Below are 23,663 nucleotides of genomic sequence, written 5' to 3' on the forward strand. Positions count from 1 at the left end.
GAACCGATTGGAGTAAAAGGACACATCAGAAACTGCACTTCAGCGTGAGCTCACAATGACGCAGTCAGCTGGAGCACAATTTTCCTGCTCGCCAGCCTGATCCCGCTGGGACAAGCCGTGCAGACCACCGGCACGGCGGAGTGGATTGCACAGCAGATCCTGACGCTGCTGGATGGTTGGCCCCTCTGGGGCTTGCAGGCGGGTCTGGCGGTGCTTGCCACGGTGTTTACACTGATCATGTCGAATGTCGGGGCTACGGTCTTGCTTGTGCCCCTCGCCGTGTCGATTGCCGTGGCCGCAGGCGGAGATCCGGCGATTTTCGCGCTGACGGTGGCGATCTCAACCTCCAATTCCTTCCTGATCCCGACCCATCAGGTGAATGCCCTGATCATGGGACCGGCCGGCTACAAGGTGACCGACTTCATGAAGAGCGGCGGTATCATGACGCTCCTGTTCCTGATTGTCTCACTGCTGATCATGAATGTTGTCTTCTGAACAGCAAAAGCGGCGCAGGGAAGCGCCGCCTTTTTTGGTGTTGAATTGACCTCAGAGGTTCTGAGCCGAGAGCTCCCGCGCGAGGTGGTCAGCCTGCCGGATGGCAAGCGCCACGATCGTGAGCGTCGGGTTTTCCGCCGCACCGGTCGTGAACTGCGACCCGTCAGAGATGAACAGGTTCTTGATGTCATGGGTCTGCCCCCATTTGTTCACCACCCCGTCGCGCGCAGTCTCCGACATCCGGTTGGTACCGAGGTTATGCGTTGACGGGTAAGGCGGCGTCGGGAAGGTTCGGGTGGCCCCTACCGCGTCATAAACCGCCGCACCCTGCTTGTACGCGTGGTTGCGCATGGCGATATCATTGGGGTGATCGTCAAAGTGGACGTTCACCACCGGCATCCCGAACTGGTCTTGCACATCGTGGTTCAGGGTTACGCGGTTGGTTTCCTGTGGCATGTCCTCGCCCACGATCCACATGCCGGCCATGTTCTCGTACATGTCCAGGGCTGTGGTAAACTCGCGCCCCCAGCCGCCCGGATCGAGGAAGGCCGCCATGAACGGCAAGCCCAGAGCCAGCGTCTCAAGCTCGTAGCCGCCCACAAAGCCGCGCGACGGGTCGTGGCGCGACTCGTCCTGAATGATCCCGGCCATCGTGGTGCCACGCCACATCTTCACCGGCTTGTCGAAGACGCCGTAGACCGACCCGGTCATGTGTCGCATGTAGTTACGCCCCACCTGCCCGGAGCTGTTGGCCAGCCCGTCGGGATACATCGAGGTGGCCGAATTGAGCAGCATGCGCGGGCTTTCAAAGGAGTTGCCCGCAACACAGACCACACGCGCCATCTGCTTGTGTTCTGTCCCATCGGCATCGGCATAGACCACGCCGTTCACCAGACCATCGTCGCCGTGCTCGATGCGCAGCACATGGGCTTTTTCGCGCACCTCAAGGTTGCCGGTCGCTTCGCCCTGCGGAATATCGGTGTAGGCCGCTGACCACTTCGCGCCCCACTTGCAGCCCTGGAAACAGAACCCTGTCTGCTGGCAGGCCTGCCGGTCAGCGGTATCCGCGCTGTTGATGGCCATGCGACCGGTGTGGACCTCTTCATACCCCAGCGCCTTGGCCCCGGCCTCGAAAACCTTGTAGTTGTTGTTGCCAGGCAGCCCCGCATTGCCGTTGGTGCGCGTCACGTTGAGTTTTTTCTCGGCCAGATCGTACCATGGCGCCATCTCCGCCCCGTCGATGGGCCAGTCCAGAAGGTTCGCGCCCTGCACGGCACCATAGGTGGTCCTTGCCTTCCACTCGTGGTCCTGAAACCGCAAGGACGCGCCCGCCCAGTGGGTGGTCGTGCCGCCAACGGCTTTCACGATCCATGCCGGCAGGCCCGAGAAGTCCTTAGCCACCCGCCAGTCGCCGGATGTGGTGCGCGGGTCCAGCCAGGCCAGCTGGCCGAAGCTTTCCCATTCGTCGTTCACGTAGTCCTCGGGCAGGTATCGCCCGCCCGCCTCCAGCGCCACGACGCTCACGCCCTTCTGGGCCAGTTCATTTGCCAGCACACCGCCGCCTGCGCCGGTGCCGATGACCACGACGACCGATGCGTCGTTCAGATCAAAAGGTGCAGCCATAGTTTATTCCTCCCTGCTATGGCTCAAAGCCAGTTGATGTCGTCAAAGCCGCGCTCAAGGTAGCCGCCATGTGAAAAGGACTCGCCCTCGTAGCCAAAGATCGGCCAGACGTCTTTCTGGTTGTAGAGTCCGGTGACAAGGCCGCCGCGGATCTGTTGAAAGAATGCGCTGTCTTCGATGGCGCGCAGCAGGTCGACGCGGTCGCGCTCCCATCCGATGGACAGGTAATCCGCATGGCCTTTGCCTTGTGCCGCGGCATCCAGTGCCGCAATGCCCGCCTCGATACCCGCTGCGGCCTCATCGGTATCATAGCCTTTGACGGCGACGGCATAGTGCATATCCGGCACCTGGTCATGCGGGTAGATATCGCGCGCCATCTGGATCAGCGTCGCCATTGTGTGTGGTTGCAGCGCCTGAAGTTCCATCGCCCAGGCCGCGTCCGAGCCCGCAACGAAACTGGCTCCCAACACGAATGTACTGCCTGCCGCAACGCTGCTTGTCAGCAACTCGCGACGGGTCATTCCCTTCGCTCTTGGTTGGTTGGTCATTGAGTCTCCTCCCTCAACTATGGTGATTGGTGATCGCACGCCGGTGCGCTACAAAAAGCGCCCGCTGCGTTCGAGAACTTCGATCTGGTATCCGTCGGGATCGGCCACGAAAAAGAATTTGCCCACCAGTTTACCGTCAGGCGCAAATTCCACGATCTTGCGCGGAGCCAGCCCGGCGGCTTCAAACCGCGCATGCTCTGCTTCGAGATTGTCGACCGACACGGCCAGATGACCGTAGCCATTGCCCAGATCATACGGCGCCGACTGGCCCTTGTTGATTGTCAGCTCAAGTTCAAAAGCCGTCTCATGGTTGGATAGGTAAACAAGCGTGAAATCGGTGAAATCGAGCCTGTCGGCGATCTCAAGTCCGAATGCCTCGCGGTAGAATGCGACCGACTTCTCCTCGTCGATCACGCGGATCATACTGTGAATTGCCTTGGCCAAACGCATCGCTCCTCCATGTGGTTCTGTGCTTGGTTACAGCAGATCACGCGGAGAGTGGCCGGGGTAGTAGCGGGTTACTACGGCGATTGATTTTGAGGTGACGCGTTACTCTGCCGCGAACTTCACCTCTGCCTCGTCTTTCTTCTTGTCGAGGAACACGAGGCATGCGCAGCGCAGGAGCGACGAGAAATTCGATGGCTCGCCGTGCAGTTCCAACACTTCGCTATGCAGTGTGGAGATGAAGGCGGGCGTCGATAGGTCGCTTGCCTCGGCGATTTCGTCGAGGATGTCCCAAAAGCTGTTCTCGAGCCGAATGCTGGTGCTCTGCCCATTCAGCCGCAATCGCCGCGTTTCCTGCTGATACCGATGCGGATCCTGTCCGGCAAATACCTTGCACATGAATATATCCTCCCCTGTTGCAAACGCGTCTGATCGCAATGAGGCGCAGTTCAGCGCTGGACGCTTGCGCCCCTATTGAACCAAAATATCGCGCATGCGTCCATTTGTTTGGCCAACATGCCCGTTATGTGGCGGCAATGCCCAGGGGGGTTACCGCGTCCGGCACCGCGAGAGACTGGCGATGAGGGTCACCCGACTACCGATGCCGCAAGAAGTGACTGTGAATAGGCATGCTTTGCAGTGTTGTTGCGCAGATCGTCAGACTGCATGATCTCCACGATCTCCCCGTCCTTCATCACCGCCAGCCGGTCGCACATATGGCCGATCACGGGCAGATCGTGAGAAACCATCAGATAGGTCAGCTTGTGTTCTTCGCGCAGATCGGTCAGCAGGTTGAGGATTTCCGCCTGCACGGAGACATCGAGCGCCGACGTGGGCTCGTCCAGCAACAGGATGTCGGGTTCGCCCGCCAGAGCGCGGGCAATCGCCACGCGTTGCCTCTGCCCGCCTGATAGCTGATGCGGGTATCGAAAGCGAAACCGCTTGCCCAGCCCCACATCATGCAGCAGTCGTTCCACACGCGCATCGATGTCCGCCATGCCGTGCAGGTGCAATGTCTCGCTGAGCACCTGATCGACCGTATGGCGGGGGTGCAGCGATGCATAGGGATCCTGAAACACCATCTGCACCGTTTTATAGAACTCCCGGTCCCGCTTTGCGCCCTGCAGCGCTTTGCCTTCCACGGTGATCCCGCCGGACCATGTTGGCGCCAGCCCGGTGATCGCCCGCAGGATGGTGGATTTGCCGGACCCGCTTTCGCCGACAAGGCCAAAGCTTTCACCAATCGCCACGTCGAAACGCGCGGCCTTGACCGCGTCCACCCGATCGCGATCCGTACCGAACCAGACATTCAGGTTGTCGATGCCGAGCGCGGTCATTGTCCGCCCCGCACGCTGGCTGCATCAGCCCAGGTGTCATCGCGTTTCAGGACCTCCAGATGTTTGCGCGGCTGATCAAGCCGGGGCAGCGAATTCAGCAGCCCCCGCGTGTAGGGGTGCTGCGCCTGGTGCAGCTTGTCGGCGTCGCAGACTTCCACGATGCGGCCGGCGTACATGATCAGCACCCGGTCGCAGAATTCGGAGACGAGGTTGAGATCGTGACTGATGAAGATCAGCCCCATGCCGCGCTCCTTGACCAGCCCGTCCATGATGTCGAGCACCTGCCGCTGCACGGAGACATCCAGCGCGCTCGTCGGCTCATCCGCAATCAGGATCTGCGGGTCGGGGATCAGCATCATCGCGATCATGATACGCTGACCCATACCGCCGGACACTTCATGCGGATAGGCGCGCATCACGCGTTCCGGGTCGCGGATCGATACCGCCTCCAGCATCGCGATGGATTTGGCCCGTGCCTGCGCTTTCGAGGTGTTGTTGTGCAGCAGGTAGGCCTCCATGATCTGATCCCCCACGGTCATCACCGGGTTCAGCGAAAACTTCGGATCCTGCATCACCATGGAAATCCGCTGACCGCGTACCTCGCGCATCTGCGGTTCGGTCAGTTCAAGCAGGTTCTGCCCTTCCAGCTTGATGTAATCCGCCTCGACGATACCCGGTTTGCGGATCAGCCGCAGAATGGCGCGGCCGGTCATGGATTTGCCCGACCCGCTTTCGCCGACGATGCCCAGCCGTTCACGGTCAAGTGTGAAGGACACACCACGCACCGCATCGAACACCCCTTGCCGGGTCGGGAATCTGACCCAGAGGTTTTCAACTTCCAGCAAGCTCATTGGCCGCCATCCTTCGGATCGAGCACGTCGCGCAGACCGTCGCCCAGCAGGTTGAATGCCAGCGAGACGGTAAAGATCGCCAGCCCCGGCACCGTGGCGACCCACCAGTGATCGAGGATGAAGCGGCGGCCTTCGGAGATCATCGCGCCCCATTCCGGGCTCGGTGGTTGCGCCCCAAGCCCCAGAAACCCAAGACCGGCGGCTGCCAGGATGATGCCCGCCATGTCGAGGGTCACCCGCACGATCAGCGAGGAAATGCACAAGGGCCAGATATGTTTGGTGATAATGCGCAGCGCCCCCGCCCCTTGCAGCCGAATGGCGGAGATATAGTCGGAGGATCGGATGGTCAGCGTCTCCGCCCGTGCAATCCGCGCATAAGGCGGCCAGGCGGTCAGCGAAATCGCCAGCACCGCGTTTTCGATCCCCGCCCCGAGGGCGGCAACGAAAGCTAGCGCCAGCACAAGGCGCGGAAAGGCAAGGAAGATATCCGTGATCCGCATCAGGATCGTGTCTGTCCACCCGCCGGCATAGCCTGCCACGGTCCCGACGAGCAGTCCGGCAACCGGTGCGATCAGCGCTACCAGGGCGACGATGTAAAGCGTGATGCGCGAGCCGTAGATCAGGCGGCTGAGGATATCGCGGCCCAGACTGTCGGTGCCCAGCAAGTGCCCCTCGGCCCCCATCGGTTGCAGCCTGTTGCCAAGGCTTTGCACGAAAGGGTCGTAGGGAGCAATGAACGGTGCAAAGAGCGCCACAAGCAGCAGGAATATCAGGATGCCGAGGCCAAACATCGCCATGGTGTTGGACCGCAGCGACAGCCAGCCCTGATAGAAGCTTGCCAGCTGTGCATGGCGGCGCGACGTCGGCGCATCCGTCAGCAGCCATGCGCGCCACGTAAGGTCGGGGGCAGTCATGTCACTCATTTCGACCTCGGATCAAAGACGCGGTAAAGAAGGTCCGACAGGATGTTGAGGCAGATGAAGATCAGCCCGACAACCACCGTTCCACCCAGCACGGCATTCATATCGGCGCTCAGCAGCGCTGTCGTGATATAGCTGCCGATCCCGGGCCAGGAGAAGATGATCTCTGTCAGCACCGAACCTTCCAGCAGGTTGGCATAGCTCAGCGCAATCACGGTGATCAGCTGCACGCGGATGTTGCGGAATGCGTGACGCCAGATCACTGCGCGTTCAGACATGCCCTTGACGCGGGCGGTGGTGACGTATTCCGCGGAAAGCTGTTCCAGCATGAACGACCGGGTCATGCGGCTGATATAGGCCAGCGAGTAATACCCCAGCAATGCCGCGGGCAGTACAATGTGAGAAAACGCGTTGCGGAACACCGACCAGTCGCCGGCGATGGCACTGTCCACGAGGATCATGCCGGTGCGCGAGGGCACGATGTCCTGATAAAAGATGTCGAGGCGTCCGGGGCCGCCGACCCAGCCGAGGATGCCATAGAAAACCAGCAGCCCCATGAGGCCAAGCCAGAAGATCGGCATGGAGTATCCCACCAGCGCCACGACCCGGGCAATCTGGTCGATCCACGAGCCACGGCGGACGGCTGCGATCACCCCCAGCGGCACCCCCAGCACGATGCCGATGAACACGCCCAGCGTGGCCAGTTCGAGCGTCGCGGGGAAGACGCGGGCGATGTCTTCGGAAACCGGGCGTGCATTCAGCAGCGACATGCCAAAGTCACCGCGCACGACATCCCAGAGATAATAGAGGAATTGGACCAGCAGCGGTTTGTCGAGACCCAGTTGCTGGTAGACCGCGTCATAGGTCGATTGCGAGGCGCGCTCGCCCACAATGGCCAGTACCGGGTCGATGGGCATCACGCGCCCGATGATAAAGGTCACAAAGAGCAGACCAAGCATGGTGACGGCGACGGAGCCGAGCGTCAGCAGCGCGCCCTTGATCCATGGAACGAGGGGCGCCCGGCGGCGCCCCTCTGTCGTGTCGGTAACGGCCATTACTTGGTGATCGGCCAGTAGGATACAGCTGTGGTCGCGCCGCCAAGGTTGACGTTCGCCACATTGTCACGCTGGGCCGTCTGCTCGATCTTCTGGAACATGACCGCGAAGGGTGCTGTTTCGCGGAACGTGGCCTGAATTTCCGCATACATCTGGCTGCGCTTGTCCCGGTCGTTCTCGACCACGGCGGCGGCTGTTTTCTCGGTCAAGCCACCGGTATCCCAGCTGTTGCGCCATGCGAGCAGACCGGTCGCCTGAGCCGCATCCGAATTGTCCGGGTTATAGGCAAAGGTCCCGGCGTTTGTGTGCGGGTCAGGATAGTCCGGGCCCCAGGCGCCAAGGTAAACGTCCAGTTCCCGCGCCCGGTAACGCGCCAGGATCTGCTTGGCGGTACCCACGGTGATGTTCAGCGTGATGCCTGCCTGCGCAAAGGTGTTTTGCAGCGTCTGCGCGATCTCGATACGCTCCTGCGCTTCACGCACGCCCACTTCAAGCTCCATGCTTTCCACGCCCGCTGCCGCCAGGAGTTCCTTGGCCTTTTCGACGTTGAGCGAGAACGGATTCTCATCCACAGCGCCCAGGAAGGTGCGTGGCAGGAAGTTCTGATGGATCACATACTGACCATTCAGGAAGCTGTTTTGCATGCCCTCGTAGTCGATCAGGTACTTTAGCGCCTGACGGACTTCGGGTTTGGACAGTTCGGGATGCTTCTGGTTCATCGAGACATACATTAGCCGGCCACGCAGCTCATCCGTGATGACCACGCCGTCCGCCCCCCGGGCCCCCGCAATATCTTCGGGGTTGAGGTTGCGGGCCATGTCGATATCGCCGCGTTCCAGCAACAGGCGTTGCGATGCACTTTCCTGCACGTGACGCACGATCACACGCTCCATCGCGGGCGCACCCAGATAAAAATCAGGGTTGGATTGCAGCGTGACACTCTCGTTCGGTTTCCAGCTGACCAGCTTGTAGGCGCCAGAACCGGCCGAATTGGTCTTGAGCCACGTATTGCCCATGTCGCCATCGGCCTCGTTGGCCATGACAGTCTTCATGTCCACGATACCGCCGATGGTCGCCGTCAGGCAGTTCAGCACAAACGAGGTCGCATAGGGCTGATCCGTGGTGATCGTCACGGTATTGCCATCGGCCACGATCGTCTGTTCGACGTTGTCAGCGGTGAAGCCAAACTGCGTCAGAATGAACGACGGGGTCTTGTTCAGGATCACCGCACGGCGCAGCGAGAATTCCACATCCGCCGCCGTGACCGGGTTGCCCGAGTGGAACGTCAGCCCATCGCGGATGGTGAAGGTGATGGTCTTGCCATCGTCGGATACCGTCCAGCTTTCGGCCACTTCGGGCTGATAGCCCGCATCAAGGTCCATGGGATCAAAATTCACCAGCTTCTGATACACATTGCGGCTGACGTCCGAGCCCGCAAACTCAAAGCTCTCCGCGGGGTCCAGCGTGGTGATGTCGTCGATCCGGTTGGCGATCACCAGCATATTGGCCGGTGTTTCGGCACTGCCCATCGGGCCTGACGTAACCGCAAGCGCCAGTCCAAGGGCTGCTCCGGTCATCAATCTGTTAAAAGCGTTCATGATCTATCCTCTTTGCTGTTGATACTTTTCTTGGCAGCTTCGTCCTCATGACCCCCAGGTCGTTTCAAGGACACGCAGCCAGTTTTCGTGGCACAGTTTCTTGATGAGCGTGTCATCATATCCGTGCTCTGCCATTGCCTGTCTGAGTGTCGGAAGCTCGGCGACGGTCGTCAAGTCTTCCGGAACCACTGCTCCATCATAATCGGATCCCAGCCCAACGCGATCTTCCCCGAGAATTTCCAACAGGTGATCGAGGTGTCGCAGCATTTGGTGTATGGGCACATCCGATTGCATCTTGCCATCTGCACGCAGAAAGGCGACGGCAAAATTCAGCCCCACCATGCCATCGCTTTCGGCAATCGCGCGCAACTGGTCGTCGGTCAGATTGCGCGTGTGCGGGCAGATCGCATGAACATTGGAGTGGGTCGCCACCAGCGGCGCATCCGAGTGGCGCGCGACATCCCAGAACCCCGCCTCGTTGAGGTGCGACAGATCGACCATGATGCTCAGCGCATTGCAGCGTTTGACCAGCCGGATACCGTGATCGGTAAGCCCATCACCGGTATCGGGCGTGGCGGGATACCGAAACGGCACGCCATGCCCGAAAATCGTCGGACGGCTCCAGACCGGGCCAATGGATCGAAGACCGGCGGCATATAGCACGTCGAGCATGTGCAGATCGGCATCTATCCCCTCCGCACCCTCGATATGAAAGATCGCCGCAATTTTTTTCTGCGTCAATGCGGTGCGGATGTCGCTAGCGCTCCGGCAGACGGTCAGCGCCCCGATGCGCTCCAATTCGAACAGGATGGCCACCTGCGACGCGACAACCGGCATCGCGTCTTCCCACTCGATCTCCTCCGGCAGGGGCAGGTCGTAGACATCCTTTGTCATTTCCTGGAACTTGAACTCAAGATCCGTGGGCGACGGGACGTAGACGGCAAAAAATCCGCCGCCAAATCCGCCGCGCGTGGCCATTGGCAGATCGATTGCGCCATCCCGCCCTGAAAGGAAGGCACCGGCCTTTGACGGGCCGCCCGCGCGGAAAAGCTTGAGCAGCACATCGTTATGACCGTCAAAGACGAGCGGCGTAGCGTCCGACACCCCAAACCCCCAGAGTTCCCACTGGCAGATGTTAACCAAAAGATTTTTGCATTGGTTAGAGCAAATGCTATGCATTTTACTCATAGAGCTAGTGGCTTTCTAAGGACATGGCATGAGCAGGACAAAGAACTGGCATTCGATCCCGGAATACAACGCCCTGCGCGCCTTGATGCAGGCGGGCACAACCACCGGTGCCGCGCATCATCTTGGGCTGTCGCAATCAGCCGTGAGCCGCTCGATCGCGAATCTTGAAGACCGGCTCGGCGCCGCCCTCTTCGAGCGAGAGGCCGGGCGGTTGCGCCCGACCCAGGAAGCCGTGCGCCTGAACCGCCGCCTCGATCCGCTCTTCGAAGCGCTGGACCGGATCGACGGGCCGGCCGAGCCCGTGCAGGAGACCCTGCGCCTGATCGCCCCGCCGACCTACGCACATCGCTTTCTGGTCTCGCTGATCAACAGCTTTCTGACAATGAACCCGAATTTCTTTGTCAGTTTCGAAGTCAACACCTCCGATGAGGTCACGCGCGGACTGCTGGATGACCGCTTCGATCTCGGCGTCACAGGCGTTGAGCTCAGCCGCGCGGGGGTGAAACTGCTGCCCTACCGCATGTCGCAGGCGGTCTGCGTGATGACCCGGGATCACGCGCTCGCCGACCGTTCGGAACTGCAGCCTAAGGATCTGGACGGGCACAATATGATCGCCCTGACGCATCGCCATGCGCGACGCGGACAACTGGAACGGTTGTTGCATCAAGCCCGAAGCGCGCCGCGGATCGTTGCTGAAGTCTCTACCTCCTTTGCCGCCGCGGATCTCGCCAAGGAAGGGCTGGGGTTGACCGTGATCAATCCCTTTCCGCTCTATCACTACCGCTCGGACGATCTGGCATTCGTGCCTTTCCGCTCGCCCATCAGGTATCAAACGCACTTTGTAACCTCCGATACAAGGCCGGTGCCGCGCATTGCACGCGCCTTCATGCGCCATCTGCGATTGAACACTCCCGCCGATCCCTATTCCCGTCGGGGATAGCCACATCGGATCAATCGCCATCGGCTTTCGGGAGTGTGCATAACTACAACCATGGTTTCATAGCTGATGCGGCTGCCACCGACTGACTGGGTCACTTATGACAACACCAGATGCGCGGGCGACCTTTACCGACGTTTTTTCCAGCCGATGTCGCACTGCGGGGACCCCTGCGGCACAGCCGCATAAGAAGCCTACGGTGCCGCCAACCTGAGAAAGGCCGGTTTCCGCAGCGACATTATCGCCAGCGATGCACCACCACACCAAGGCAACGCGGGGTGCAATGCGCCTGACCCGCAAGCATGGATAGCGCGGCGCCAAATGCCCATCAGCAAGGCTCCGGTCAAGACGCTGTAACCGCGGGACCGTCAGGCGGCAGAGGGTGTAGAGGCGACAAATGACGACACGTCTTTTGCCAGCGCATCCCAATCGGTGAATTCATACTCGTCGACGCCCGGGTCGAAATCCTTGCCGCGCAGGACCACGTGTCGCAAAACCTGCCGTGCATAGTAGTCGTACTGACTGGTGCGCACCGCGCCGGCAACGTAGAGTTCCCTGTCTGGCGTCATCTCGGTACGCATGTTCATCTCCACCACATACTCCCGCGCCTCGGCAAGACCTTCGGGAAAGGCTGCGCTCAGGCTGACGGACAACAGCAGTGTTTCCTTCTCCGCCAGTTCCTTGCGATGCGCGCCGAGAAAAACCTCAAAAGGCTTGGGGTGCCGTCGTTCATGCACCGAGGCCGCCAGAATGACCTTGTCAACGTCGTCGAAAGATACCGAAACGGTCTTGTCCCCGGCATCCACAACGCGGACGTTGCAGTTCTGATCCTTGAGATGGTCCTCGACAAACCGGGCTATTTTGCGGGTCTGGCCCTCTATTGATGCATAGACAATCAGAATGGTCATACCGTGCTCCTTCCCTGAGAGAGCGAGAACAACAAGGCGTCCACCGAATACCTGCGTTAGACCGATGGCCGCGACGCGAGTTCTCGCATTGTCCTACGCTAGCGCGCGCCATCCCGCTGCGCCTTGTCTTAGATCAAGTCGATCATCCTTTGCCGCCTTGCGCAGGATCACATGTTGCGCCGGGACTGTGCGCGAGCAGGATCAGGAAACGCCCGCGTCGTGATGCCCGTGCTTTCGGATATGCCTTGTCCCGCCCGGATTTCACGCACGAACCCAACCCCAGCCACTCAACCCACACTTGCAAATTTCTTCGGTAGCGCGCATAAATCGCCAGTCTCTGGGACGGTGGGGGGTATTGGAATAGTGACTATTGTAATGAAACGGGCGGTTCTGGGGGCGGCGCTGATCGGGGTATCCGTCAGCGCATCACTTGCCGGTGAGACCCTGTTGGTGGTTGCGGACGAATGGCCGCCCTTTTCCGGCGATGACCTCCCCGGCAAGGGGTTGTCGGTGGATGTGACACGCGCGGTACTGACCCGCGCAGGCTATGACGTCGAAACCGCGATACTCCCGTGGGCGCGCGTGGTGAAGGGTGCGGAATCCGGCGCCTATGATGTTGTCACGAGCCTGTTCGAAGACCCGGACATGCAAAAACTCATGACCTATTCTGAGCCGTTTTTCGAAACCTCCGTACATTTCGTTCAGAAATCGGGGAATGACATCGTCTTTGACGGGTTAGAGTCATTGCGCCCCTACCGGATTGCCGTCGGCACTGGGTTTCTCTACGAGCGCAACTTTGACACGGCCGACTTCCTGAAGAAGGTCGAGGTGACAACCACGCTTCAGGGCGTCAAGATGGTTGCGGCAGAGCGGGTCGACCTGACCCTCGACAGCGCGCATGTGGTCAGGCATTCGATCCTGATGGACGATCCCGACCTGCTGGGCCAGATCGAGCTTCTCGACCCCGCTCTCACAACGCAGCGCATCCACATGGCCGTGTCACGATCACGCGAGGACCACGCGCGTATTGCGGCCGATTTCAATGCCGCCCTCGAAGATATGCGCGCCGACGGATCGCTGGCGCAACTCCTTGAAAAGCACAAAGTCGACTAGGCTTTGAATATGACCAAAGCTTGGAACAATCGGCTGGCTCTCAAACTTCTGTTTTGGGTGCTGGTGTGTAACGCCGTCCTGTCGGCGCTGGCGACGACGGCGCAACTCTACGTGAACTTCCAGCGCCAGGACGACGCCCTGCACGATATCACGCGGCAAGTCGAACGGGGCTTTGCGCAAAGCCTCAGCACGGCAATCTGGTCTTTTGATACCGAGCAGATCGATCAGATCCTCAATGGTGTCTTCGCCGAAACTGATATCGCCTATCTGAAACTCGCAGCGGATGGCCTGCAAGTCTGGGAACGCGGGCCGACAGACCCCAATGAACAATTGCAGACCGACACGATTAACCTCATCCATGTGGACCCAACCTTAGGTGAAAGCGTTTTGGGCACGATGGATTTGGGCCTGAGCCGTGCGCGCATCTGGTCCGATCTATACGCTCAGGTGGTTGTGGTGTTCCTGTCGAACCTGGCGAAAACAGGGCTTGCGTCGCTTGCGATCCTTGCGATTTTCCACCGGTTGGTCAGCCGCCATTTGCGCGACATCGCGACATACGTGTCTCAGCCGAACTGGTTGGTGGAAGGTGAAGCCTTACGGCTGAACAGACCGCCCACACAGGCAGCGGATGATCTGGATGCGATTTCAACGGCGCTTAACCAGACGCGGAACCGTCTGGAGGATGTCGACAAGTTTCTCAAAACCGCGTCCGAACGGCTGCGCGTCGTGCTGGACACCACGGTGAACGGTATCGTCGGGCTGGATGAAAAAGGCGTGGTGCAGGTCATCAATCCGGCGGCCAGACATATGCTGGGGGGCATGTCCGAAAAGACGCCGTTTCCGTGGCCTGCACCCATCAAGTTTCTGGACGTGATCGATATGCAGCCACTGGATGCATCAGCCGATCCGATCAACCGCGCCCTGGCCGGGCAGATCCTGACCGGCGAGACACACATGATGACCCGTGCCGGTGAGACCGAGAACCGCTACGTGCGTGTGTCAAGCGCCATCGTGGAGGAAGCCGACAGCGAATTGAGAACGGTCATCGTTTTGGATGATGTGTCCATGCTGGAAAAGAAAAGGCAGCAAATCGAACGCAAAGGCAGGCTCGATGCCCTTGGCCAGCTGACGGGCGGTATCGCCCATGATTTCAACAACCTGCTTGCCACAATTCTATATGCGATGCAGCTGACACGGGCCGATAACATCTCTGAACGGTCTGACCGCGTCCTCGCAACCGCACTTAACGCGGTGGAGCGGGGGCGAGAACTGACCGGGCGGCTGCTGGCCTTTGCCAAACGGCAACCCGGTCTTGCAAGATCGCGCCCGCTGAGCGAAACCTTTTCAGAATTTGAAGCCCTTGCCAGACCGGCCATCGAGGAAACCGTCGGGATCACACTTGTGCCGCCCAATCCGGAATTGCTGGTCTATTGCGATCATGGACAGCTCGACAATGCGCTGCTGAACCTGGTGCTGAACAGCCGCGACGCCATCATGCGCACGGGCAAGGGCAGCAAGATCACAATTAAGGCCCGTGGCATCGACGAGGTGGACGTTGACTTGCTGCTGCGCCGCGAAAACCCTCAGGCCTACATCACCCAAGGCATGCACGGAGAGCATGCGGAAGACTTCGCACGCAAGGATTTCCGGGCCTACCGCTATGTTGAAATCTCCGTGACAGATGACGGGCCGGGCATGACGGAAGAGGTCAAGGGACGCGCAATCGATCCGTTTTTCACGACGAAGGACACGAATTCCGGCACCGGGCTCGGCCTGTCCATGGTGTATGGGTTTATCCAGCACTCGGACGGCGAACTGCGCATTTATTCCGAAGTCGGGTTTGGCACCACCATTCGCCTCATTCTGCCGCGCGGCACGGTTGAGAATGAGCGTGAGGAACCCATGAAACGGTTGCCCCTCCGGAAAGGTGCCGGACAAAGCATTCTGGTGGTTGAAGACGAGCCGAACCTGCTCGCTGTGATGGAAGACCTGCTCAAGGAACTGGGGTTCAGGATTCTTTCGGCCAGCTCCGGTCAGGAAGCATTGGACGTGATTGAAAGCGGCGACAAGGTGGACCTGCTGCTGACGGACATCGTCATGCCCGGCGGCATCGGCGGATTTGAACTGGCTCAACGGGTGCGGGAACTGCGCCCCTCGATACCGATCATCTACATGTCCGGCTACACCGGCTTCACCTCGGCAGAAATGGGAAATGTGGTGGCACCACTTCTGCAAAAACCATGCCCCCCTGTCGAACTGGCAGAGGTGCTGAGTGACGCATTATCAAACAGAGAAAATTCTATCTAGGATTGCATACCCCGAAAATTGATCTTAAACCGTACCGGGCACGGGCGCAGGCTGGCTGTCCGTCACTGAAAGAAACGACGACCTGATGTCGCGAGTATTGCGGAGATACTCTTGCTCGATATTCTGCTAATGGAAGATGACACTGATCTCGCGTCGGTGTTGAGGGATGTACTTGAATCGAGAGGTTTCACCGTTACGATCAGCGCGTCGGCCACCGAAGCATTCGCGGCCATAAAGACAAAGAAATTCGATCTTCTGATCACGGACATCATTGTCCAGAAGAACAGGAAATCCATCCCGGACGGCGGGATATCCCTGATTTCAAAGCTGCGCGGTCCCTTGGGTTGGGAACTGCAGCCCTGGATGAAAACAATGCCGATCATCGCCATTTCGGGAGCAATTCACAATCAGGGCATGTCCAACCTTCTTACCATATCGCGCGACCTTGGCGCCGACCTCACGCTTGCCAAACCCATCGAGATCGACGCGCTTATCCATGCCATCAATCTGCTGACACGCAAAACCATCTGACCGGGTTTGTGGGTGCATCCTTCGCGCGCGCCCGTATCGACAGCAATGGCGGTCCGCCGGTTTCATGACACCTCGGGCCGCGCCTGGCGCTTGTCCACGCTCCAGATGTCCAGCAGCGACGTCGCGGTCTGGTCCCGACTGTCGGCATAGAGCACGATTTTGAGTTGTTCCCGGCCAAAGTGATTGGACAGTGAAATCAGGTCGCCGCTTTCTATTTCCTTGTGCGCCATGCTGTAGGGAAGCCAGCCGACACCCATGCCGTTCACCACCAGTTCCCTGATCCCACTGGAAAACGCTGTCTCGCAGACCGGGTTTTCGCTCAGCGTCAGAGTCCCGAACGGTCGCTGCGCGGTAGTCAGAACGCTGCCGAAGTAGCTGTTCTGAGGATAAACGATCGCCGGTGCGTCCACCGGCAGGGACCCGTCATCCCTGACCGCGTAGCGCAGGCCGCCGCCGACGACCGGGATGAGGTAGTCATTGCCCCAGATCGCGCGCCGGATGGTACTGCCGAAGGGCAACGGGCCCGCGTTATCGGATTCGTAGCACAGCAGGACGCTGGTATCGCCGCGCAGGAACATCGTGACACAATCCCCCAGATTGCCGGGCCGCAGCCTGAATTTGACGGAAGGGAAATGGCGTTTTGCATAAACCGCCATGTCCGGAAAAGTGGAAATGACAGATGCGTGCTGTGCGGACAGGGAGACGGTCGAACTCGCCGGATCGAAATGTGCGATCCTGCTGCGCAGATCCCGGACCCGTCCGATCAAGGCACGGATTTCGGCCTCGTTCGCGCTCAATGCCGCGCTGATGTCGACCGAGTTCGCCCCGCGTTCCAGCACCTTGGTACCCAGCCAGTCCTCAAACCCGCGGATACGCCTCGAAAAGGCCGGTTGCGTGATGTTTCGGCGCGACGCAGCGCGGGTCATGTTACCTTCTTCCAGAAGCACCAAAACATCGTCGAGCCATTGCAGGTCCATGCGATCTCCTCTCAGGCAAACAATATGTATGGGTGCACAAAGAAAAAAGCATTATTTTTCCACGCCAGCATTGGGCAGACTTTGCCTGACTCATGTGAAGGATGCCAATGCGTGACCGAAAACAATCTCATGTCCGAGCAAACGGAAGACCAGACACCTGAGATGACTGCAAGTCTTTGCAAAGATCTCTCGATTACCCTGGCGCAATTTCCAAAGGTGCGCCTTGGACATTTGCCTACTCCGCTGGAGCCGATGGACAGGCTCAGCGAAGAACTGGGCGGGCCACGCCTGTGGGTGAAGCGCGACGATTGCACCGGCCTGTCCTCCGGCGGCAACAAGACCCGTAAGCTGGAATTCCTGATGGCGGATGCACAGGCGCAGGGGGCCGACACCATCATCACGCAGGGCGCAACGCAATCGAACCATGCGCGCCAGACCGCGGCGGCGGCCGCCAAGCTCGGCATGGCCTGCCACATCCTCTTAGAGGATCGTACCGGGTTCAATGACGCAAGTTACAATCTCAACGGCAATGTGTTGATGGACCGCCTGCACGGGGCGACGGTCTCCAAACGCGGCAACGGCGTCGATATGAACGCCGAAATGGCCACCCTTGCGGAGAACCTGAGGCTGGACGGCCGCGTGCCCTACATCGTGCCGGGCGGCGGCTCCAACCCGATCGGCGCCCTTGGGTATGTGAATTGCGCGCGCGAGGTCGCAGAACAGGCGGCCAATGTCGGCTTGAAGATTGACGCCTTTGTCCACGCCACCGGCAGTTCAGGCACGCAGGCAGGGCTCGTCACCGGGCTTACCGCCATTCGCAGTGACATTCACCTTCTGGGTATCGGTGTCCGTGCGCCACGCGAAAAGCAGGAGCAGATGGTCTTTGACCTTGCCCAGCGGACGGCGGATTACCTCGGGACCGGCCTGCAGATTGATCGCACACACGTCCGGGCCAATTGCGACTATGTCGGGCCGGGCTACGGATTGCCCACCGAAGGCATGAAAGAGGCGGTCAAGCTGCTTGCCAGAACCGAAGGGCTTCTGTTCGATCCGGTCTATTCGGGCAAGGGTCTGGATGGACTCATAAATCTCATTCGGCAGGGATACTTTGGCAATATGGAAAACGTCGTATTCCTGCATACTGGCGGCAGTGCCGCGCTGTTCGGCTATCCCGACACCTTTGATCTGCACGGCTACACAGACTGATAAAAAAATCAAAAACACCAACAAGGAGAAACACTTATGTCATTCAAGAAGACCCTCATAACGGCAACGACAGCGGTTGGGCTATTCACCGCGCCGGCCTTTGCCGCGGAAGAAGTCAAAATCGGCGTGCCCTCTTGGACCGGCGCACAGGCCATTGCCCACCTGCTGGCAGCCGTGGTCGAAATGCGCATCGGCGGGACGGCGGAAATGGTGCCCGGCAACAACGCCACGATCTTTCAGGCCATGGATCAGGGAAAGGGCGATATTGACGTACATCCTGACGTCTGGCTGCCCAATCAGGAAAGCTTCACCAAGAAATACGTCGATGGCGCTGGCACAGTGACCCTGTCGTCGAACCCTTACGAAGGCAATCAGGGCTTCTGCGTCTCGCAGGATTTCGCCAAGGCCAACAGCATCACAGACATCGCCGATCTGGGCCGTCCGGACGTGGCTGCCCTGATGGACAGTGACGGCAACGGCAAGGGAGAGATGTGGATCGGGGCACCCGGTTGGGCGTCTGCAAATGTGAACGAGGTCAAGGTACGCGATTACGGTCTGCTTGATTTCGTGGAGCCGATCCGAGCCGAGGAAAGCGTCAAGACGGCGCGGGTAAAGGACTCCATCGCCAAGGGCGAAGGCTACGCGTTCTATTGCTATAAACCCCATGCGATCTGGTATCAGTTCGATGTGGAGATGCTGAGCGAGCCGACCTACGATCCGGCAAAATACGTGATGATTCAGCCCTCCGACGATGCAGACTGGTATGAAAAGTCAAAGGTCGCCTCAAAGGATGCGCTGAAGGAAGTGCAGATCGCATGGTCCAACTCGCTGGCGGACCGGTCACCGGCGATTACGGAGTTCTTCGAGCGGTTTTCCCTGACGGCGGATGACGTCAGCAATTTCGCCTTCGAGATCAGCGGCAAGGGCCGGGATCCGGCGGAAGTTGCCCGCGAGTGGGTCGAAGCGAACCCAGAACGCGTGGACGCCTGGCTCGGTCTCTGAACGGGCGCATTTCCCACGTCTTCACCGGGCCTGACAGCGCTCAGGCCCGGCCAAACCGCAGGTGACTGCGCCGATGAACTCATGGATTTGCCATTATGAGCGATGACACCGTTATCGAAATCAATAACGTCTGGAAGATTTTCGGCGCCCACCCCGAGGCAGCTCTGCGCGCCATTTACGAGGAAGGCCTCGACAAGGCGCAGGTTCTGGCACAGCACAATGCCGTTGTGGGCGTCGCGGATGTCAGCCTGTCAGTCAATCGCGGAGAAATCTTCTGTATCATGGGCTTGTCGGGCAGCGGCAAATCCACGCTGGTGCGGCACTTCAACCGCCTGCTGGAACCCACCGCCGGGCAAATCCTGATCGAGGGCACAGACGTGATGGGGCTGGCGCCGAACGACCTGCAGTCCTTTCGCAACCGCAAGATTGGAATGGTTTTCCAGAATTTCGCCCTGATGCCGCACCGGTCGGTGCTCGACAACGTCGCGATGCCGCTCGAAATCCGGCAAGTCAGCAAGAATGAACGCATGCGACAGGCGGCCGCCATCCTCGATATTGTTGAGCTTGGCGCCTGGGGATCAAAATTCGCACATGAGCTTTCGGGCGGGATGCAGCAACGTGTGGGCCTTGCGCGCGCGCTTGCTGCAAACCCCGATGTTCTGTTGATGGATGAACCCTTCAGTGCGCTGGACCCGCTGATCCGCCGACAGCTACAGGATGAATTTATCCGGCTCTCCCAGATTCTGAAAAAGACCACCATCTTCATCACGCATGACCTGGACGAAGCCGTCCGTATCGGGGACCGCATCGCGATCATGCGGGATGGCCGCCTTGTCCAGACCGGCACGGCGGAGGAGATCGTGATGAACCCGGCGGATGACTACGTCGCTGATTTTGTCGCCGGCATATCACGCCTCAAGGTGGTCAGGGCGCACGCGGTCATGCAGGATATCGACGCCTTCACCCAATCCAGGGGCCCGCTTTCCGCGGACGCGCCGCGCGTGAACGAAAGTGAGACGCTCAGCACGCTCATCAACCTTGCAATCGACCGCGACAGTCCGATCCTCGTGGAGGATCAGGGGCGCGATGTCGGCGTCATCACACGCGCCGACATTCTGCGCACTGTTGTTGAAGGAACGGAAATGTCATGATGGACACTGCCCAAAACCCGCTTGAAGCCACGGATACGGACGTCGCGCGCGCCTATGCGGCAGAGCGCCGGGATAACATCCGCGCCTTTGTGCGCACCGCGCCGGACTACTACATCGCCCAGTTCGACAAAATCGGGGCCAGCGCGAAATTCACCGCGACGTTCAATGCCATGGCCGGTCTCTTTGGTCCGATCTGGTATGGCGCACGCGGATTGTGGTCGTGGGCCCTGCCCTTCCTGATCATAGAAACGCTGGCATTCGTGCAAATCGCCCGCGGGCTGTTCGGCGATCTTGCCGCCGACGCGCGCGAGCGGATCGCCTCCATCGAGGGCACCCTGGAGTTGCGGCAGCAACAGCTGGCCGCCGCCATCGAAAGCGGTTCCGACAAGGTGGATGTCTACCAGCGCACGGTGGATTCCCTTCAGGCGGCGATCGGCGGGATACGCGCCGAAGCCGAGGTGCTGGCCGGACAAGGGATCTGGATCGCCCTCACCGGGGTCGCCCTGCTCGTTCTGGTCAAGGCGGTTCAGGCGACGGTGGCGAACTGGGCGCTTGAGGCGCGCTTTTCGGAATGGCTATCGGATCGGTCCATCCGCTCTGGTTTGCCAGTGGCGCAGATGGCCTTCAGCGCGGTGTTCATGGTGCTGATCGCCTTCGCGGCGATGATGCACTACAGTTTCCCGGGTCGTTTCACGCTGTTGAGCGAATTCCCGACCAACCCCGAGTACCGGTTGAACAGCATCGCATGGGTTGAAGCCTTCTTTGCCTTTTGTGTTGCTAACGGCGAGGCGCTCTTTGACCTGATCACCTATGCAATCAGACTGATCCTTGATGCGCTAGAGCTGATATTCGTCAGCACACCATGGATCGTGATCGCCAGCCTGATCATCCTGCTGACATGGCTGACCGCCGGCATTCGAACCGCAATCTGGTCGGCGGCATTCCTGTCCTATATGGGGCTGCTCGGGTTCTGGGAAAAAGCGATGACAACACTGGCGCTGCTGGGGACGGCGGCCTGCCTCTCGATCCTGATCGGCATCCCGCTTGGCATGTTCTGTGCCCGGCGGCCACGGTTTTACTCCTTCATTCAGCCGATCATGGACTTCATGCAGACGATGCCTGCCTTTGTCTTCATGATCCCTGTCATTGCCTTCTTTGGCACCGGCAAGCCGGCGGCTGTCGTCACCACGATGATCTTTGGCGGCACACCCGTGGTGCGTCTCACGGTGCTGGGGCTGCGGGGGGTGCCGGAAAGCGTTCGCGAAGCAGCGATCTCCTTCGGGGCCAACAAGTGGTATCTGCTCACCCGGGTGGACCTGCCACTGGCCAGCCCCTCGATCCGCGCGGGAATCAATCAGACGATCATGCTGTCACTGGCGATGGTGGTCGTGGCCTCGCTGATCGGTGCAAAAGGGTTGGGAGAGGACGTGCTTGAAGCGCTCCAATACGCCAACGTCGGCCAGGGTATTCTGGCCGGGTTCGCAATCCTGTTCTGCGCGATGATCCTCGACCGGATCGTGCAGGGACAACGCAAGTGACACCGCTGGTTCTGGTCCATGGGTTCATGGGCGGCAGCGCACAATGGGACCTGCAACGTGAATATCTGGAACAGCTCTGCCCAGTTGTTACCGTCGATCTGCCGGGGTTCGGAGAAAACAACCATCTGCCGCCCATTGCTACGATTGAGGGGTTTGCCGATTGGATCATCGCTCATCTGGTCGAAAAAGGCATCACGACGTTTCACCTGATGGGTCATTCCATGGGGGGCATGATCGTGCAGCAGATGGCACATCAGGTGCCGGATCGCATTGAAAAGCTCATCCTCTACGGCACGGGCGCCGTGGGCATGCTGCCCGGCCGGTTTGAAACCATCGCGCAAAGCAAGCAACGCGCAAAGGAAGATGGTGTCGCCAGCACAGCGCGCCGGATTGCCGCGACATGGTTTGTCGAGACGGAGGCCGCTGCTGAATATCCCGCCTGCGCACGGATCGCGGAACAAAGTGCAGCGATGGCATTCGACGCCGGTCTGGATGCGATGCAAGGCTGGTCAGGAACAGACTACCTTGCCGGCAACCCGCTGGAAACACTGGTGCTGTGGGGCGATCAGGATCGCACCTATCTCTGGCGTCAGATCGAGCGTTTGTGGCGCAGTATTCCGAGCACAAGCCTTGCGGTGATCCCGGGCTGTGCCCATGCGGTACACATGGAAAAACCCGACCTTTTCAATCGGATTGTTGCCGACTTTCTGACGTCCTGAACCGCTGTCGAAAGCCGATCTTTCCGATGTGAAAACGTCCAGCCACGCGGATGCGTGTCACTTGCCGGTGATCTGGATTTTCCCGGCGACCTTCGCCCCGCTTTCGGAGGTCATTGTCTGGGCCGAAACATCCGCCTGCACCGACGACGTAGAAGCAAGTTTCAGGTCGTCACACTGCAATTTGCCCTTGTGCTTGCCTTCGATAACAACCGTCTTTGCTGACAATGCTCCGTCGATAGCGCCACCCGTCTGCACGACGACCGATTGCGCGGTGACGTCTCCCATCACTTTGCCTTTGACTTCCACATTTCCTTCACCCGACTTGATGTTGCCTTCAATTATCAGGTCTTCTTCGATGACTGAGCTTGCCAAATTGATTTCCTTTCTGCGTCTGTGAGAAACCGTAGACCGGAACGACCGGATTGAACACCTCTGCAAGCGATCACATCGTTCGGCAAGCAATTATGGGCCTATGGCGCGCCGTCAGCGTACCGGCATGTCGCACGATACCGGTCGATACCTGACACGCGCCATGCAGCGCTTGGTGAAGCGCGGTGGGGTCTCCGCCACTGTCAGATTGCCGCGCAGGTCAGGTGAGCTGTCCGTGGTCAGCGGCGTTACCGGGTTGCCTCGGGTGGATCATCGTAAGCGCTTGTCGCCGGGTTTCCTGCTTCATCCGTCCATTCACGCGCTTTGCCGTTGCGGATAAGCCGCCGGTCGCGTCCGGGATAGGTCACCGTGTCCTGATCGCTTCTGGTGCCGATCACCATGTAACTTGCATCCTGATCGGACAGGTTTTTCAGACAATGCCCGACAGGATCGCCCGCTTTGAAACAGGCCGCATCGCCGGGTGCCAGTTGCGATGCATGGTCCCCTTCATAGAGCGTGATGTCCCCGGTCAGAACATAGATCATCTCATCTTCGTTGCTGTGCCAATGCATAAGAGAAGAGCTTGAGCCGGGCGGCAAGGTCTCGATAAAGGCACCGAACTGCGTGAGCTGACCGGTGTCGCTAATCAACTGGGCAGAGTAGCGCCCGACAAGCGGATGCTCTTTGCCTGCTTCCGTTTTCGCGGTGCCGGATTTAGTGATCGTCATTATGTTCTCCCGATATACGCCACACGCGCACCGGCAACCGGTGGCGATCCGCAGCAAGCTGTTTCCGACGGTCCCATCCATCGGCGTTGTGACCGGCAGCGGAGTTCAGCTCAATGCC

Annotated in this window: 23 protein-coding genes and 1 pseudogene; 10 read left to right on the top strand and 14 right to left on the bottom strand. The window is 59.6% G+C overall.

Annotation, left to right across the window (positions count from 1 at the left end; genetic code table 11):
- Nucleotides 1-60 precede the first annotated feature (60 nt).
- Nucleotides 61-495, top strand: a pseudogene (locus tag KX928_RS21675) (SLC13 family permease); the annotation flags it as partial.
- Between the two features lie 51 nt (nucleotides 496-546).
- Here KX928_RS21675 and KX928_RS21680 read toward each other — a convergent pair.
- The 10 genes from KX928_RS21680 to KX928_RS21725 form a co-directional block, all read right to left on the bottom strand.
- A complete protein-coding gene (locus KX928_RS21680) occupies nucleotides 547-2,118 on the bottom strand; it encodes a GMC family oxidoreductase (protein WP_219506935.1) in 1,572 nt (523 codons plus the stop codon).
- Between the two features lie 23 nt (nucleotides 2,119-2,141).
- The gene (locus KX928_RS21685) at nucleotides 2,142-2,666 is read right to left on the bottom strand and encodes a Twin-arginine translocation pathway signal (protein WP_219506937.1); all 525 of its coding nucleotides are present in this window, start codon (nucleotides 2,664-2,666) and stop codon (nucleotides 2,142-2,144) included.
- Between the two features lie 48 nt (nucleotides 2,667-2,714).
- A complete protein-coding gene (locus tag KX928_RS21690) occupies nucleotides 2,715-3,110 on the bottom strand; it encodes a VOC family protein (RefSeq protein ID WP_219507213.1) in 396 nt (131 codons plus the stop codon).
- 105 nt (nucleotides 3,111-3,215) lie between these two features.
- Entirely contained in the window at nucleotides 3,216-3,509 is a 294-nt protein-coding gene (locus tag KX928_RS21695; RefSeq protein ID WP_219506938.1) for a ribbon-helix-helix domain-containing protein, read from the bottom strand.
- Nucleotides 3,510-3,697: 188 nt separating this feature from the next.
- A complete protein-coding gene (locus KX928_RS21700) occupies nucleotides 3,698-4,447 on the bottom strand; it encodes an ABC transporter ATP-binding protein (RefSeq protein ID WP_219506939.1) in 750 nt (249 codons plus the stop codon).
- Nucleotides 4,444-5,298 (bottom strand): ABC transporter ATP-binding protein, encoded by an 855-nt coding sequence (locus tag KX928_RS21705; RefSeq protein ID WP_219506940.1) that lies wholly within the window; start codon nucleotides 5,296-5,298, stop codon nucleotides 4,444-4,446. Before KX928_RS21705 ends, KX928_RS21700 begins: the two co-directional genes overlap by 4 nt.
- Complete coding sequence (locus KX928_RS21710; protein ID WP_373274816.1) at nucleotides 5,295-6,221, bottom strand: ABC transporter permease; 927 nt, start codon at nucleotides 6,219-6,221, stop codon at nucleotides 5,295-5,297. The genes KX928_RS21705 and KX928_RS21710 overlap by 4 nt, the downstream gene beginning before the upstream one ends.
- Nucleotides 6,218-7,273, bottom strand: a complete 1,056-nt coding sequence (locus KX928_RS21715) for an ABC transporter permease (RefSeq protein WP_219506942.1) — start codon at nucleotides 7,271-7,273, stop codon at nucleotides 6,218-6,220. Before KX928_RS21715 ends, KX928_RS21710 begins: the two co-directional genes overlap by 4 nt.
- Entirely contained in the window at nucleotides 7,273-8,871 is a 1,599-nt protein-coding gene (locus tag KX928_RS21720; RefSeq protein ID WP_219506944.1) for an ABC transporter substrate-binding protein, read from the bottom strand. Before KX928_RS21720 ends, KX928_RS21715 begins: the two co-directional genes overlap by 1 nt.
- 45 nt (nucleotides 8,872-8,916) lie before the next feature.
- Nucleotides 8,917-9,975 carry a dipeptidase gene (locus tag KX928_RS21725; protein ID WP_308342425.1) on the bottom strand — a complete coding sequence of 353 codons (1,059 nt, stop codon included), beginning with the start codon at nucleotides 9,973-9,975 and terminating at the stop codon, nucleotides 8,917-8,919.
- A gap of 112 nt (nucleotides 9,976-10,087) precedes the next feature.
- Between KX928_RS21725 and KX928_RS21730 the strand changes: the two genes are divergently transcribed.
- Nucleotides 10,088-10,999, top strand: coding sequence for a LysR family transcriptional regulator (locus tag KX928_RS21730; protein ID WP_219506946.1), 912 nt, complete (start codon nucleotides 10,088-10,090; stop codon nucleotides 10,997-10,999).
- Nucleotides 11,000-11,364: 365 nt separating this feature from the next.
- On the opposite strand, the gene KX928_RS21735 is transcribed toward KX928_RS21730, so the two are convergent.
- Nucleotides 11,365-11,904 (bottom strand): flavodoxin domain-containing protein, encoded by a 540-nt coding sequence (locus KX928_RS21735; RefSeq protein WP_219506948.1) that lies wholly within the window; start codon nucleotides 11,902-11,904, stop codon nucleotides 11,365-11,367.
- Between the two features lie 375 nt (nucleotides 11,905-12,279).
- On the opposite strand from KX928_RS21735, the gene KX928_RS21740 reads away from it, so the two are divergent.
- The 3 genes from KX928_RS21740 to KX928_RS21750 all read left to right on the top strand — a co-directional run bounded on the left by KX928_RS21740 (nucleotide 12,280) and on the right by KX928_RS21750 (nucleotide 15,855).
- Entirely contained in the window at nucleotides 12,280-13,017 is a 738-nt protein-coding gene (locus KX928_RS21740) for a substrate-binding periplasmic protein (protein WP_219506950.1), read from the top strand.
- Nucleotides 13,018-13,026: 9 nt separating this feature from the next.
- Nucleotides 13,027-15,324, top strand: a complete 2,298-nt coding sequence (locus tag KX928_RS21745) for a response regulator (protein WP_219506955.1) — start codon at nucleotides 13,027-13,029, stop codon at nucleotides 15,322-15,324.
- Between the two features lie 111 nt (nucleotides 15,325-15,435).
- The gene (locus KX928_RS21750; RefSeq protein ID WP_219506956.1) at nucleotides 15,436-15,855 is read left to right on the top strand and encodes a response regulator; all 420 of its coding nucleotides are present in this window, start codon (nucleotides 15,436-15,438) and stop codon (nucleotides 15,853-15,855) included.
- A 62-nt stretch (nucleotides 15,856-15,917) separates the two neighbouring features.
- Here the strand turns inward: KX928_RS21750 and KX928_RS21755 are convergent, their stop codons facing one another.
- The gene (locus tag KX928_RS21755; RefSeq protein WP_219506957.1) at nucleotides 15,918-16,832 is read right to left on the bottom strand and encodes a LysR family transcriptional regulator; all 915 of its coding nucleotides are present in this window, start codon (nucleotides 16,830-16,832) and stop codon (nucleotides 15,918-15,920) included.
- A 192-nt stretch (nucleotides 16,833-17,024) separates the two neighbouring features.
- Here KX928_RS21755 and cuyA point away from each other — a divergent pair, with 192 nt between their 5' ends.
- The 5 genes from cuyA (at nucleotide 17,025) to KX928_RS21780 (ending at nucleotide 22,448) form a co-directional block, all read left to right on the top strand.
- Entirely contained in the window at nucleotides 17,025-18,038 is a 1,014-nt protein-coding gene (gene cuyA / locus KX928_RS21760) for a D-cysteate sulfo-lyase (protein WP_505561834.1), read from the top strand.
- A gap of 36 nt (nucleotides 18,039-18,074) precedes the next feature.
- Nucleotides 18,075-19,040: an ABC transporter substrate-binding protein gene (locus KX928_RS21765; RefSeq protein WP_219506959.1), complete on the top strand. Its 966-nt coding sequence runs from the start codon at nucleotides 18,075-18,077 to the stop codon at nucleotides 19,038-19,040.
- A 95-nt stretch (nucleotides 19,041-19,135) separates the two neighbouring features.
- The gene (locus tag KX928_RS21770) at nucleotides 19,136-20,191 is read left to right on the top strand and encodes a quaternary amine ABC transporter ATP-binding protein (RefSeq protein ID WP_219506961.1); all 1,056 of its coding nucleotides are present in this window, start codon (nucleotides 19,136-19,138) and stop codon (nucleotides 20,189-20,191) included.
- Entirely contained in the window at nucleotides 20,188-21,729 is a 1,542-nt protein-coding gene (locus KX928_RS21775) for an ABC transporter permease (protein WP_219506963.1), read from the top strand. Before KX928_RS21770 ends, KX928_RS21775 begins: the two co-directional genes overlap by 4 nt.
- Nucleotides 21,726-22,448 (top strand): alpha/beta fold hydrolase, encoded by a 723-nt coding sequence (locus tag KX928_RS21780; RefSeq protein ID WP_219506964.1) that lies wholly within the window; start codon nucleotides 21,726-21,728, stop codon nucleotides 22,446-22,448. Before KX928_RS21775 ends, KX928_RS21780 begins: the two co-directional genes overlap by 4 nt.
- A 57-nt stretch (nucleotides 22,449-22,505) precedes the next feature.
- On the opposite strand, the gene KX928_RS21785 is transcribed toward KX928_RS21780, so the two are convergent.
- Nucleotides 22,506-22,820 (bottom strand): bactofilin family protein, encoded by a 315-nt coding sequence (locus KX928_RS21785; protein ID WP_219506972.1) that lies wholly within the window; start codon nucleotides 22,818-22,820, stop codon nucleotides 22,506-22,508.
- A 245-nt stretch (nucleotides 22,821-23,065) separates the two neighbouring features.
- On the bottom strand, nucleotides 23,066-23,545 hold the full coding sequence (locus KX928_RS21790; protein WP_219506975.1) for a cupin domain-containing protein: 480 nt from the start codon (nucleotides 23,543-23,545) through the stop codon (nucleotides 23,066-23,068).
- Nucleotides 23,546-23,663: the final 118 nt, after the last annotated feature.

The organism is Roseobacter insulae (assembly GCF_019375555.1).
GTDB classification, from domain to species: domain Bacteria; phylum Pseudomonadota; class Alphaproteobacteria; order Rhodobacterales; family Rhodobacteraceae; genus Roseobacter; species Roseobacter insulae.